This is a genomic window from Alistipes shahii WAL 8301, from assembly GCF_025145845.1.
Lineage (GTDB): Bacteria > Bacteroidota > Bacteroidia > Bacteroidales > Rikenellaceae > Alistipes > Alistipes shahii.
The window spans coordinates 1,820,979-1,834,409 of sequence record NZ_CP102253.1; the positions used below are offsets into that span (position 1 = coordinate 1,820,979).

Annotated in this window: 15 protein-coding genes; all 15 read left to right on the forward strand. The window is 63.3% G+C overall.

Annotated elements, in window-relative coordinates; genetic code table 11:
• Window positions 1–9 precede the first annotated feature (9 nt).
• The 15 genes from NQ492_RS07885 (at window position 10) to NQ492_RS07955 (ending at window position 13,410) form a co-directional block, all read left to right on the forward strand.
• Window positions 10–1,314, forward strand: coding sequence for a YhjD/YihY/BrkB family envelope integrity protein (locus NQ492_RS07885; protein ID WP_022061093.1), 1,305 nt, complete (start codon window positions 10–12; stop codon window positions 1,312–1,314).
• 14 nt (window positions 1,315–1,328) lie between these two features.
• Window positions 1,329–2,108 carry a Rossmann-like and DUF2520 domain-containing protein gene (locus NQ492_RS07890; RefSeq protein WP_044054233.1) on the forward strand — a complete coding sequence of 260 codons (780 nt, stop codon included), beginning with the start codon at window positions 1,329–1,331 and terminating at the stop codon, window positions 2,106–2,108.
• Window positions 2,084–2,629, forward strand: a complete 546-nt coding sequence (locus tag NQ492_RS07895; RefSeq protein ID WP_015546844.1) for a KdsC family phosphatase — start codon at window positions 2,084–2,086, stop codon at window positions 2,627–2,629. The genes NQ492_RS07890 and NQ492_RS07895 overlap by 25 nt, the downstream gene beginning before the upstream one ends.
• Before the next feature lie 140 nt (window positions 2,630–2,769).
• The gene (locus tag NQ492_RS07900; protein WP_015546843.1) at window positions 2,770–4,236 is read left to right on the forward strand and encodes a lipopolysaccharide biosynthesis protein; all 1,467 of its coding nucleotides are present in this window, start codon (window positions 2,770–2,772) and stop codon (window positions 4,234–4,236) included.
• Window positions 4,237–4,251: 15 nt separating this feature from the next.
• A complete protein-coding gene (locus NQ492_RS07905; RefSeq protein WP_015546842.1) occupies window positions 4,252–4,953 on the forward strand; it encodes a peptidylprolyl isomerase in 702 nt (233 codons plus the stop codon).
• A 7-nt stretch (window positions 4,954–4,960) separates the two neighbouring features.
• Window positions 4,961–5,143, forward strand: coding sequence for a hypothetical protein (locus NQ492_RS07910; protein ID WP_015546841.1), 183 nt, complete (start codon window positions 4,961–4,963; stop codon window positions 5,141–5,143).
• Between the two features lies 1 nt (window position 5,144).
• The gene (locus tag NQ492_RS07915) at window positions 5,145–6,290 is read left to right on the forward strand and encodes a DNA polymerase III subunit (RefSeq protein ID WP_015546840.1); all 1,146 of its coding nucleotides are present in this window, start codon (window positions 5,145–5,147) and stop codon (window positions 6,288–6,290) included.
• Window positions 6,291–6,293: 3 nt separating this feature from the next.
• Window positions 6,294–6,785: a 2-amino-4-hydroxy-6-hydroxymethyldihydropteridine diphosphokinase gene (gene folK / locus NQ492_RS07920; RefSeq protein ID WP_022061088.1), complete on the forward strand. Its 492-nt coding sequence runs from the start codon at window positions 6,294–6,296 to the stop codon at window positions 6,783–6,785.
• Window positions 6,786–6,792: 7 nt separating this feature from the next.
• Window positions 6,793–7,746, forward strand: a complete 954-nt coding sequence (locus tag NQ492_RS07925) for a hypothetical protein (protein ID WP_015546839.1) — start codon at window positions 6,793–6,795, stop codon at window positions 7,744–7,746.
• Window positions 7,743–9,779, forward strand: a complete 2,037-nt coding sequence (locus tag NQ492_RS07930; RefSeq protein ID WP_044054232.1) for an Ig-like domain-containing domain — start codon at window positions 7,743–7,745, stop codon at window positions 9,777–9,779. Before NQ492_RS07925 ends, NQ492_RS07930 begins: the two co-directional genes overlap by 4 nt.
• Before the next feature lies 1 nt (window position 9,780).
• The gene (locus tag NQ492_RS07935; RefSeq protein ID WP_015546837.1) at window positions 9,781–10,590 is read left to right on the forward strand and encodes an outer membrane beta-barrel protein; all 810 of its coding nucleotides are present in this window, start codon (window positions 9,781–9,783) and stop codon (window positions 10,588–10,590) included.
• A gap of 12 nt (window positions 10,591–10,602) precedes the next feature.
• Window positions 10,603–10,944: a 30S ribosome-binding factor RbfA gene (gene rbfA, locus NQ492_RS07940; protein ID WP_015546836.1), complete on the forward strand. Its 342-nt coding sequence runs from the start codon at window positions 10,603–10,605 to the stop codon at window positions 10,942–10,944.
• A gap of 120 nt (window positions 10,945–11,064) precedes the next feature.
• Window positions 11,065–12,273, forward strand: coding sequence for an ABC transporter permease (locus NQ492_RS07945; RefSeq protein ID WP_168949254.1), 1,209 nt, complete (start codon window positions 11,065–11,067; stop codon window positions 12,271–12,273).
• Complete coding sequence (locus tag NQ492_RS07950; protein WP_015546835.1) at window positions 12,270–13,100, forward strand: DUF4296 domain-containing protein; 831 nt, start codon at window positions 12,270–12,272, stop codon at window positions 13,098–13,100. The genes NQ492_RS07945 and NQ492_RS07950 overlap by 4 nt, the downstream gene beginning before the upstream one ends.
• A complete protein-coding gene (locus NQ492_RS07955; protein ID WP_044054227.1) occupies window positions 13,057–13,410 on the forward strand; it encodes a hypothetical protein in 354 nt (117 codons plus the stop codon). The genes NQ492_RS07950 and NQ492_RS07955 overlap by 44 nt, the downstream gene beginning before the upstream one ends.
• The last annotated feature ends 21 nt before the right edge of the window (window positions 13,411–13,431 follow it).

Sequence of the window (13,431 nt, forward strand, 5' to 3'; positions counted from 1 at the left end):
CTGCGACTTATGAAATTCAGCGATTTTCTGACATACTTCACCGACACGATTTTCCGGCGCGACGTCACCGAATGGCGCAACCCCGTCGTGCGGTGGCTCGTGCAGCAATACCGCCTGCTGTTCTACACGGCCCGCGGCCTGCTCGAACACGGAACCATCGTCCGTTCGGCGGCGCTCACGTTCTACACGCTGATGTCGCTGGTGCCGATTCTCGCGGTGGTATTCGCCGTGGTGAAAGGATTCGGGCTGGCCGACGGACTGATCGAAAACCTCTACGGTCTCTTCCCCCGAAACCCCGACATTGTCGACTACATCGTCAACTTCGCCGAAAACGCCCTGGCACGTACGCAGGGCGGCGTGGTGGCCGCCGTGGCGCTGGTCATGCTTTTCTGGGCCGTGATCCGGGTCTTCGGGTCGATCGAAAGCGCCTTCAACAACATCTGGGAGGTCAAGGTCGAGCGCAGCATCACCCGCCAGTGGACCGACTACATCGCCGTGGTGATGATCGTGCCGATCCTCTGGATCGTGGCCAACGCCGTGGGCAACTATGCCGAGCAGCTGCTCGGATTCGACGACAGCTGGTATTTCAACCTGCTGTCGCACCTTGCCTCGATGATCGTCATCTGGGTGATGTTCACCTTCCTCTACATCGTCATACCCAACGCCAGAGTGCGTTTCGGCAGCGCCCTGATGGCCGGCATCGTCGCCGGGACGATTTTCCTGCTCTTCCAGTGGGGCTACGTCTACGTGCAGCGGTGGATGACCTCGTACAACGCCATCTACGGCAGTTTCGCGGCCCTGCCGCTGCTGCTGATCTGGATGCAGACCTCGTGGGAGATACTCCTTTTCGGCGGCGAGCTGTCGTTCGCCTATCAGAATATCGCGCGTTTCGGCGAGGAGCGCGAATCGCTCCTGATCAGCTACGACCAGCGGCGCAAGGTGCTGCTCGCGGTGATGCTCACCGTCGTGCGGAATTTCCGCGACCGGGGCGGGGCGCTGCCTGCGGACGAGATCCGCGAACGCCTCGACCTGCCCACGCGCATCGTCAACGACGTGCTGTTCCAGCTCGTGCAGGCCGGGCAGCTGATCGCCGTGCGCAGCGGCGACGGCGAGCGGGAAACGGCCTTCACTCCGGCGCACGACATCGCGTCGATGACCGTCTACGGCGTGCTGGAGGCGGTCGAACGGTCGGGGCAGACCACTTTCGACCTCGGGCAGACGCCCGAACTGGCGCGCATCGACCGCGAACTGGAGACGCTCAAAGAGTCGGCCCGCCGGTCGCAGGACAACGTGCGGCTGACCGACCTGCTGTAATTATGAATTCTGAATTGAAAAAAACCGTCATCATCGGCAGCGGGAACCTCGCGGAAGCGCTGGCCCGCGCCGTCGCCAAGAGCGAACTGGAACTCGTGCAGATTTTCGCCCGCAACGCCGAGCGGGCGCGCGTCGTTGCGGAGCTGGCCGCGACCGGCTGGGAGACGCGCCCCGAAATGCTCCGCAAGGATGCCGACATCTACCTGATCGCCGTCAGCGATCGCGCCGTGGCGGAGGTGGCCGCAACGCTCCCGATTCCCGAAGAGGCTGCGGTGGCCCACACGGCCGGAAGCGTGCCGGTCACGGCCATCCCCGAACGATTCGCCCGGCGTGCCGTTTTCTATCCGATGCAGACCTTCACCAGAGGGCGCGAAGCGGACTTTTCCGTGATCCCCGTGTTTCTCGAAGCGTCGTCGCCCGAACTGCGTCCGGAGCTGGAGGCGTTCGCCCGGAAACTCTCCGGGACGGTCATCTGGGCCGACTCGGCACAGCGCTGCAAGGTGCATCTCGCGGCGGTTTTCGCCTGCAACTTCGCCAATCACATGTATGCCGTGGGCGAACGTATCGTCCGCGGTGCGGGGCTGGATTTCGACGTGCTGAAACCGCTGATCGCCGAAACCGCGGCCAAGGCCTGCGACGCCCGTTCGCCGCTCGACGTGCAGACGGGACCCGCCGTGCGCAACGATTTCGCCACGAAGGCCCGCCACGGCGACCTGCTGGCCTTCGACCTCCGACTGAAAAACATCTACTCAACGATAAGTCAAAGCATATGGGAAACTTCAAAGAAGATATAGCGCGCTGCGAAGCCTTCGTCTTCGACGTCGACGGCGTGATGACCGACGGTGGCATCATCCCCACGCCCGACGGCGACTTCATCCGCCGCTACAACGCCAAGGACGGCTATGCGCTGGCCTACGCGATCAAGATCGGCTACAAGGTCTGCATCATCACCGGCGGCCGGGGCCGGACGCTCGAAAACCGCCTCCGGATGCTCGGTATCGACCATTTCTACGTCGACTGCATGGACAAGATCACGGCCATCCGCGAATACATGGCGGGCCAGGGGCTCGATCCGGCCAACGTGATCTACATGGGCGACGACATCCCCGATCTGGATTGCATGCGCGAAGTGGGCCTTCCGGTCTGCCCGGCGGACGCGGCGGCGGAGGTGATCGAGGCGTCGCGTTACGTCTCGGAGTTCCGGGGCGGCGAAGGGGCCGTGCGCGACATCGTCGAGCAGGTGCTCCGCGCCCGCGGCGACTGGGCGCGCGACTCGCAGGGTGTCACGCCCTCGTCGTTCGCGGCGTCGCGGTAAGGCGTTCCGGAAGAGACGCGGTTCCCTTCCCGGCCGACGAAAAGGCGCGGCCGCCTTTCCCTTCTTTCTCTGAAAGAAGGGGAAACAATGCGGGGTTTCCGGCTAAAATTTGTATCTTTGCCGGGCTATAAGCCTCCGTCATGCTCGAAAAACTGGCCAAACAAACTGCCGTCTACGGCATCAGCACCATCGTCGTAAGGTTCCTGAGCTACCTGCTCACGCCTTACTACACCCGTGTGTTCGGGCAGGAGACCTACGGCGTCGTCACCGACATTTACGCCCTTATTCCGCTGGCGCTCACGCTGCTGACGATGGGCATGGAGTCGAGCTATTTCCGCTTTTCGGCCAAGGCCGAGGAGGCGGGCGGCGATGTGAAGGCGGCCAAGCGGCGGCTTTTCGCCACGACGTGGGGCGTCACGTCGCTCGCCGCGGCGGTGTTCTTCCTGGCGACGGCCTTTTTCCGCGACGGCATCGCCCGCATGATGGGCGAGGCGTATGTCGCGCATCCCGAATACGTCGTCTGGGTCGGCCTGATCATCCTTTTCGACGTCTGGGCCTGCATCCCCTTCTCGCGGCTGCGCGAACAGGGCCGGGCCATGACGTTCGTGGGGCTGAAAGCCATGAACGTCGTTCTGAACGTGGCGCTGGCCTTCGGGTTCGGCGCCGCCGGGCTGTTTGCCTCCGACTTCGGCGTGGGATGGGTCTTCGTCGCCAACCTGATCGCCAGCGTCGTGACGTGGCTGGCGATCCTCGGGACCGCCGACCGCACCGTTCCGAAGATCAACTGGGCGCTGCTCGCCGCGATCTTCGCCTACTCGCTGCCGCTGCTGGTGGGCGGGCTTGCCGGTACGGCCAACGAGTTCATCGACCGGCAGCTGATCAAGTACCTCGTTCCCGAGGGGGCCATGGCCCAGCTGGGCATCTACGGGGCCATCACGAAGATCGCCGTGGTGATGATGCTCTTCTACCAGATGTACCGCCTGGCCGCCGAGCCGTTCTTCCTCTCGAACTTCAGGAAATCGGACTTCGTGGCGATGAACGCCGCGGCGCTGAAATACTACGTCATGGCCTCGATGCTGATTTTCCTCGGCATCGCGCTGTTCCGCGACGTGTTTGCGCTGATCGTGGGGCGCAGTTTCCGCGAGGGTATCTTCATTCTTCCAGTGGTGCTCGGGGCCAACGTGCTGACGGGCGTGTGGCTCAACCTCTCGTTCTGGTACAAGCGCGAGGAGCGCACTTCGCTGGCCATCGTCGTCACGGGTGCGGGACTGGTCGCCATCGTCGCTTTCGGGTTCTGGCTCATCCCGCTGTGGGGCTACTACGGGGCCGCGTGGGCGCGCCTGGCGAGCGAAACGGTGATGGTCGCCGTCAGCTGGTGGCTCAACCGCCGCTATTACCCGACGCCCTACGACTGGCGGCGCATCGGCGAATACGTCGCCGCGGCGCTCGCGGTTTTCGCCGTTTGCGAGGCTTTGACCGCCTCTGCGGACAATATGTTTGTAAGCTATGCGTTTAATATAGTGCTCTTTGCGTTGTATGCCGCCTACCTCGTCCGCCGCGAGCGGATCGACCTGGGGGCGATGCTGCGCGCATTCCTGCACAGGTAAAAAGTGAATCGGAGTATGCAGAAACGACTTTTCCCCAGAATCGCAGCCGCGGCTTCGGCCCTCCTGCTCCTCGCCGCCTGCGGCCAGTCCCGTCCGGAAGGCCCGGCCGAGGTGTTGCTGCATACCACGGCGGGCGACATTCGCATCGAACTCGACGGGCGGACGCCCCTTCACCGGGACAATTTCCTGAAACTGACCCGCGAAGGGTTTTTCGATTCGGTGCTGTTCCACCGTGTGATCGCCGATTTTATGATCCAGGCGGGCGATCCCGCCTCGCGCCGCGCCCCGGCGGGCACGATGCTGGGCGAGTCCGATGCGGGCTACCTGATTCCCGCCGAGATCGTCTATCCGGCGCTGGCGCATACGCGCGGCGCGCTGGCCGCGGCCCGGACTTCCGACGAGGTGAACCCCGAACGGAAATCCTCCGGCAGCCAGTTCTACATCGTCTGGGGCAAGCCCTTCGACGGAGCGACGCTCGACCGGATTCAGCAGAGCGTGACCGCTGCGACGAACGGGGAGATCGTGATCCCCGATTCCCTGCGGACGATCTATGAAACCACCGGCGGCACGCCGTTCCTCGACGGACAGTACACCGTTTTCGGCCGTGTGACCGAGGGGCTTGAGATCGTGGAGGCCATTCAGGGCGTGGCGACCGATTCGGTCGGCCGGCCGCTGGAGGACGTGCGGATCATCCGGGCCGAAGCGGTTCGAAAATAGACTGAACATGAAGAAGACGACCGGAAAAATCGCCGTGATGGGCGCCAGTTTCGCGCTTTTCCTCTGCGGGGCCGGGGCGCTCCAGCTGGAGCGCGGCACGGCGCGGACCGTGATCCTCGCGGTGGTTTTCGCGGGTTTGCTGACGATTGCCGGGGTGCAGACCTTCCGGCGTATGAAAAATAAGGAGTAAAATGCGTTTTGCGGACATTACAGGACAGGAGGATTTGAAACGGCATCTGACGCTGTCGGTCGATGCCGGTCGCGTGAGCCATGCCCAGCTCTTCACGGGTACGGCGGGTTCCGGGGCGCTGGCCGTGGCCGTGGCCTATGTCCAGTATCTCTGCTGCCGCCACCGCTCGGGCGGCGACTCGTGCGGCGAATGTCCCGACTGCCGACAGATCGCGGCGCTGGCGCACCCCGACCTGCATCTGGTTTTCCCGGTCAACAAACAGGGCAAGAAGTCGGGAGAGGTGATGCGCAGCGACGAGTTCCTGCCGCAGTTCCGCGCGCTGTTCGCCGAGCGCGGGGGCTACTTCTCGCCGCAGGACTGGTATGACCGCCTCGACCTGGGCAAGACGCTCAAAGGCATGATCGCGGCCCGCGAGGCCGACGAGATCATCCGCAAACTGTCGTTCAAGAGTTTCGAGGCCGACTATAAGACCATGCTGATCTGGCTTCCGGAGGCGATGAACGAGGAGGCCGCGAACAAGATCCTCAAGATTCTGGAGGAGCCGTGGGACCGCACGCTTTTCATCCTGGTCTGCGAACATCCCGACCGCCTGCTGCCGACGATCGTTTCGCGTACGCAGGAGGTCTGCGTGCCGCGCATCGCGCCCGACGTGCTGGAGCGGGTGGCGCAGCAGCGGGGCGTGGCCGATCCGCTGCAAGCCCGCAACATGGCGCGCCTGGCAGGCGGCGATTTGCTGGAACTGGGCCATCTGGTGGCGGGCGAGAGCGATGCGATGCGCAAGGAGCATTTCGACCTTTTTTGCAGCCTCATGCGTTTGAGCTACAATGACCGGCACCTCGAACTGGTCGCCTGGGCCGAAGATGCCGCGCAGCTCACCCGCGAGCAGCAGCGGGCGTTTCTGCGCGATGCGGCGCGGCTTTTGCGCGAGAGCTTCATGCTCCATGCCGGTATCCGCGAGGTCAGCTATCTCTGGGGCGAGGAGCTGGCTTTCTGTTCGAAATTCGCCCCTTTCGTCGGCCCGCGGAATATCGAGCCGCTGATCGCCGAGATCGAGAGCGCCGCCGCGCAGATTGCGCAGAACGGCAATCCGACGATCGTATTCACCCATTTTGCCCTCTCGGTGAGCAAGATGATAAAACATTTGTGATTTATGGCACGTGTGGCACTTCTTTTAGGCGGTAATCAGGGCGATGTGAAACGGACCCTGCAAACGGCGCAGCAGCTTGTCAACTCCCGTGTGGGGGCCGTGCTGCGCTGCTCTCACCGTTATGAAAGCGAGCCGTGGGGATTCCCGGCCGCGGAGCGTTTTTCGAACCAGGCGCTGGAGGTCTCCACCGACCTCACGCCGCACGAGGTGCTCGACGCCTGCCAGCGGATCGAGCGGGAACTGGGCCGCAACCGCGCCGCCGAGGCGGTCGAGAAGGCCTCTTCCGGAGCCGTCTACTGCTCGCGGCCGATCGACATCGACATCATTTTCTACGACGACGAAGTGATCGGCGACGAACGCCTCACGGTTCCCCATCCGCTGCTCGCCGAGCGGGAATTCGCGCTGGTGCCGCTTTGCGAGATCATGCGCCAGCGGCGGCATCCCGTGACGGGAGCTACCGTCGGCGAGATGCTCGACGCGCTCCGAAACAAATAGAACGGGTATGAAGGCAAAACGAATATTACCGCTTCTGGCTGCCGCCGCGCTGCTCGCGGGGTGTTTCAAGGACGTGTCGTACAAGACGAACTACGTCCTCAAACCCCTTGCGCAGGCGCAGACGGTCGATCCTGTCGAGCCGTTCGAGGGGCTGAAGGCTTATGCTTTCGACGCCGATACGGCCTTTTACACCGTGGCTTCCTACGAGGATGCGCTCAACGGCGTCATTGCGCGGAAGGACGACCTTTCGGACCGGATCGCCTCCCCGGTCGCCGCGGCTGAACCCTGCGTGCGGGAGGGGACCGTGGGCTGGGTGCAGATGCCGCTTTCGGCCGAGACGCAGATGGTCGTGGCTGTCGACCCGGTAAACAGGGTCTATGCCTATACGCAGCAGGAATTGGACGTGAACCTTCCCAACCTCTACGTGTCGCTGATTTTCAAACCCTGGAAGGGTTTTTCCTACAAGGAGGGCAACTGGAGTTTCTACAACGAGTTCTATGCGCCTCCCGTCTACCTCGACTGCCTGATCGACCCCTCGGTCCAGCTTGCCGAGGGCGGCGAGACCTCGGAGATCGCCAACGTGAAGGCGTATGCCTATGCCGCCGACACCACGGCGTTCTACATCGCCTCGTACGACGATGCCGTGTCGGGCAAGCTCACGGCGAAAACCGCCGGCGTCACCCCGCCCGCCACGCCGTTCTCGGCCTACGAGGACAAGGAGACCGGGCTTTACAAGATGGAGGTCAGCTCCTCGACCCTGATGGTGGTCGTGGTCGACCGCACCAACCGCCTCTACGCCTACTCGAAACAGGTGGTCGACCTCGAAGGCGAGACCGTGACCCTGCCGGTGGTCTTCCGTCCGTGGCGTGCGACGTGGATTTACGTCGAGGACGGCTGGCGCTTCGTCGATGCGTCGCGCGCGCCTGAAACGAAACCCCAAACACAATCCCGACGCCGATGAACACTCCGCGACATATGCTTAACGTGCTGCGCCTTGCGGTGGCGCTGCTCTTCGCTTCGGCCCTTATGAGCCGCTGTGCGAGCATGATGACCCCCACGGGAGGTCCCCGCGACTCGCTGCCCCCCGTCATCGTGAACATGACGCCCGACAACTTCGCGACCGGCCGGCCGACGGTCGGCCACGGGAAGATCTACATCGAGTTCGATGAGTTCGTGCAGCTCAAGGACCAGCAGAAGGAGTTCTTCACCTCGCCGGCGATGAAGAAAAAGCCGCTCATCACCCTGCGCGGCCGGGGCATCGTCGTGCAGCTGCGCGACACGCTGGCCCCGAATACGACCTATGCGCTCAATTTCGGCAGCGCCATCCGCGACAACAACGAGGGCAACCCGCTCTATTCGATGCGCTACGTCTTCTCGACGGGTCCCGAGATCGACTCGATGGTCCTTTCGGGCTATACGGCCGACAGTTACAAGGCCGACTCCGTGTCGAAGAGCTTCATCTGGTTCTTCCCGGCCGACTCGGTCGAGCAGGTCGCCGGATACGACTCCACGATCTTCAAGTACAAACCCGCGGCCATCGCCCGTGCCGAGAACAACGGCATCTTCATCGCCCAGAACCTCAAGCCGATCCCCTACCGCGTCTATGCCGTTCAGGATAAGAACGACAATCAGATGTACGAGCCGGGCAGCGACCAGGTGGGTTTCCTCGAAGGGACCTACAACCCTGCCGAGATGCCCGATTTCGGCATGTGGTACGACTCGATCCGCCGGTACGTGACCGCCGAGCCGCAGCTCTATTTCCGCATGTTCACCGACAAGGCGTTCCGCCGCCAGGTGCTTTCGCAGACCGAGCGGCCGTTGCAGCACAAGGCGATGCTCTACTTCGCCGCGGCGCGTCCGAAGATCACCCGGCTCCGTTTCGACAGCATTCCGGCCGACCGGGTGATCGTCGATCCGCAGACCGTGGGCCGAGATACGATCGCCCTGTGGTTCAACGTCCCCTCGTCGTCGCTTCCCGATACGATCAAGGGCGAGATCACCTATTTCAAACACGACACCGTCAACCAGTTGCAGGAGGTCACCGAGCCGCTGAAGCTCGCCTGGCGTCTGATCGAGACCAAGGAGCAGGAGCGCGAACGCGAGAAACTCGAACGCGAACGCCGCAAGGCCGAGGCCGCGGGCGAGGAGTGGGTGGAACCCAAGAAGGAGAACCCCTTCGCCTTCAAGATGCCCACTTCGGGCGAGATCAACCCCGAGAACCACCTGACGGTCGATTTCGACTATCCGCTCGTGAAGCTCGATTCGGCCGAACTGCTGCTGACGCGCGTGCTCGAGGATAACTCGATCGAGGATATTCCGGTGCGCATGGTGCGCGATACGGGGATGCTGCGCCGCTGGCAGGTCCGCGCCCCGTGGAAGCTGGGCGGACAGTATACGCTGACCATCCCCGAGGGCGCCATTACCGATGTTGCGGGCCTCTCCAACGACTCGATCATCAGGAAGTACACGGTTCTCGACCCCGAGAAATTCGCCACGGTGCTCATCCACGTCAGGGGCCGCGACGACGGCACGAAGTATATCGTCCAGCTGCTCGACGGCAGCAACGCGCTCAAGCAGGAGAAGCGGGACGTGACGACCGGCGACATCCGGTTCAATTACGTTCCCGCCGGCGAGATCAAGTTCCGCGTCATCGAGGACCGCAACGGCAACGGCAAGTGGGATTCGGGCAATGTGGTCGAACGTCTCCAGCCCGAGCGGGCCGAGATCTACGCCAACGACCAGGGCGAGGACACCTTCGCCACGAAGACCAACTGGGAGATCGAATTCTCGATGGACATGAACCGGATCTTCGCGCCGGTCACGATGCAGTCGCTCTCGCGCCTGCTGGACGAACGCGAGTCGCAGCGTCTGCGCCGCGAGGCGGAGAAACGGGCCAAGGAGGGTCCGAAGCGCGATCAGGACCGCAACCGGCAGCAGAACGACAATAACAGCAACTTCAACGCTGCGGGCGGGATGTTCAATAATTTCAGATAAGATGACGATGCAACGACATATCCGGACGGCGCTCTTCGCCCTTGCGGCCCTCGCCGCATGGCAGGGGGCTTCGGCGCAGCATACGCTCGGCTTCACGGTGGGCTACGGCATGGGCAACGGCCGCTTCCAGCCCCAGCAGGAGATGCGGGCGATCTGGGGACTTTACAGCGGGGGCCTTTCGTGGCGCTACTACGGCAAGCAACGCTTCGTGGGGGGCTTCGGCATTGATCTGGAGTTCCAGCAGCAGGGCTTTTCGTTTGCGACCAACGCTTCGCAGGTCGAGGAGAAGAAGGATTATCTCTACTATACGCGGCATGTCAATTCCGTCGTGCTGCCGATCGTCTGGCAGCCGCACTTCTACATGCTGCGCAACCACGTCCGCATCTACCTCGAAGCGGCCGCGACCTTCTCCTACAACATCTCGTCCACCTACGAGAACGAGCAGGCCCGGGCCAACGGCTCCGCCGGCTGGAAAGGCGACTATCCCTTCAAGCTCGCGCGCGACAACCGCTGGGGCTACGGACTGGCGGGCGGCGGCGGCATCGCTTTCCTGATCCGCCGTTTCGAGCTGAATTTCCGGGTGCGCTACTCGTTCGGTTATTCGGACATCGTCCGCAACCGCAACAAATACTACGACAACAACAGCGACGGCGCGGAAAATCCCTTCTGGGCCACTCCGCTGCGTTCGCCGCTCGACAACCTTATGATCTCCGTGGGGTTGAACTACCGCTTCAACAAACAGGGCTTCGAGGCCTGGAAACCAAGATCCAAGAAGGAGAAGAACCGCGAGGTCTTCAAATTCGGGCTGTAAAAAACACAAATTATGGAAACTACCCGTCAGCAGAAAATCGCCAAGCAGATCCAGAAGGACGTTGCCGAAATCTTCCAGAAGGAGGGCGCCCCGATCGTGCGCGGCTCGCTCGTAACGGTCACCGCCGTACGCATATCCCCCGATTTCAGCTACGCCAAAATCTACGTCAGCATCTTCCCCTTTGAGCAGAGCGGCGAGGTGATGAAGCGGCTCGAACACCAGAACTGGTTCATCCGCCGCGCCCTGGGCCAGCGGCTCCGCAACCAGCTGAAGAACGTCCCCGAAATTCAGTTCCTGCTCGACGATTCGCTCGAATACATCGAGCATATAGAGCAGGCGTTGAAAGAAGATTGACAGTTATGCGCTTCTGCCGGTTGTTCCCGCTGCCTGCGGCGGCATTTGCAAGTCCGATCCGCCCCCGAACCTCTGCCGAGGCGGGGGCTTCGGGATTTACGCTCTAATCCGTCGCCCGCCATGCTGCCGCAGCTCTTCGCCCGTCGCTACCTCTTTTCGTCCCAGTCCCGGTCGGTGGTCAACCTGATCTCGGGATTGAGCGTCGCGGCCGTGGCGATGCCCGTTGCGGCCATGATCATCCTGCTGTCGGTCTTCAACGGCTTCGAATCGCTCGTCAAGTCGATGTATTCGGCTTTCGACGCCGATCTTACCGTCTCCCCGCGGCAGGGGCAGACCTTTGCGCAGCGGGATCTCGACACCGCGGCCCTCGCACGCATCCCGGGGGTCGGCGCGCTGTCGTTCACCCTGGAGCAGAGCGCCCTGCTCGAACACGGAGGGCGTCAGGCCACCGCCACGATCCGGGGCGTCGACGACGCCTACGGGGCTGTCTTTCAGCTTGGCGATGCCGTTTCCGCCGGGGAGTGGCGCGTGCGGCTGGGCGATCTGGAACGGCTGGTCGTCGGACAGTCGATGGCGTGGATGCTGGGCATCCGCTCGCTGGCCGATGCCGACGTCACGCTCTACGCCGTGCGGCGGGGATCGTTCTCCTCGCTGCTGCCGCTCGAAAACTACACGCGCCGCACGGAACCCGTGGGCGGCGTCTATACCCTCGACCTCGAAACCGAACGCACCTACGTGCTCGCCTCGCTGCGGCTGGCGCAGGAGCTGTTCGGCTATCCGGGCCGCGCCTCGGCGCTCGTCGTGCGCCTCGCTCCCGGGGCCGATGCCGCGGCGGTCCGCAAGGCCGTTGCGGAGGCTGCGGGCGACGGATTCCGCGTCCGCACGCGCGACGAACTGCGCGCTTCGTTCTACCGCATTATGACCTACGAGAAGTGGGGCATCTTCTTCATCGCCCTGCTGGTGCTCATCATCGCTTCGTTCTCGGTGGTGGGGGCATTGGCCATGCTGATCGTCGAAAAACGGGACGACATCTCCACGCTCCGCGCCCTGGGGGCCGACACGGGCCTCGTCCGCGCCGTGTTCCGCACCGAAGGGTTTCTGATATGCGGTCTGGGCGCTGTCGCCGGCATGACGCTGGGTGTTGCCGCGACTCTCGCGCAGCAATATTTCGGGCTGATCGAGATTCCGGCCGAGACCTTCCTCACGAAGAGCTATCCCGTCGAATTCCGACCGACCGATCTGGCGGTCGTCGCCGCGTCGTTCGCCGCCGTGGCCGCCCTCCTTTCGAACATCACCGTCCGCAGTATGATTAAAACCGACCGATTATGAAACGATTCCTCCGCATGGCGGCTTCCGCGGCCTTCGTGCTGCTGCTGTCCGCCTGCGCCCGCCACAAGATCATCCCCGACGACACGCTGGCGCAGATTTTCCACGATGCGTTCCTCACCAACGCCTACATCGGCAGCGAGGGCGTGAAGACCGACTCGCTGCGCATCTACGAGCCGATCTTCGCCCGCTACGGCTATACGACCGACGACGTGCACTACACCATCGGCAACTTCTCGAAGCGCAAGAGCGCCCGTCTGGGCGACGTGGTCGAGCGGGCCATCGAGATGCTCGAACGGGAGGGTAAGATCTATAACCAGGAGGTCGCCGTGCTCGACACGATCGACAACGTCGCCCGCCGCACCTTCACGCGCACGGTGCTCGCCGATTCGCTCATCCGCGTCGGGTCGCTGCGCGACACGGCCCGTCTGAGCTTTACGCTCGACGTCGAGCCGGGCGAATACAGCCTTTCGCTCAAATACCTCGTCGATTCGCTGGACCGCAACCAGCGGGGGCTGAAAGGCTCCGTGTGGCTCGAACGGCGCGACAGCTCGCGCACCAACGTCTACACCACGACCCTGCGGCGCAACCGCGAGGAGAGCTTCTCGCGCCGGTTTACGACCGACACGACGCACCGCCGCCTGCGCATCGACTTCCTGACCTTCAACGCCAGGCCCGAACGGCCTTCGGTGACGGTCACCGACCTCAAGGTGGAGTACATTCCCCCGACCCGCACGGCCGTCGAAAAACTCTACGAACAGCAGCTCGACATCCGGATTTTCGCCGATGACTTCCTCCGCGCCGCGGCCATCCCGAAGGATAGCCTCTAACCTGCTGTGGACGCCGCAGGGCCTCGTCCGGCATCCGCTCCTGACACTCGGGGCGGACGGCCGCGTGCTCTCTGCGGAGTGTTGTCCCGATCCGGACCGTCTCGCCGCCACGGAGTTCTATGCGGGGCTGCTGGTCCCGGATTTCCCGGCCGACTACCGCGCCGCGTTCGACGGCATGCGCGCCGCCGCATTGCCGCTTTCCGAACTGCTGCCGCGAATCGTGACGCCCGGCGGGGCGCTGGTCGTCATCTCGGGACTCGACTACGACTCGCTGCGGCTCACGCCGCAGTCGCAGATCCGGAAGTTGTGAGGCTGCCGTATCCGGGCCGAA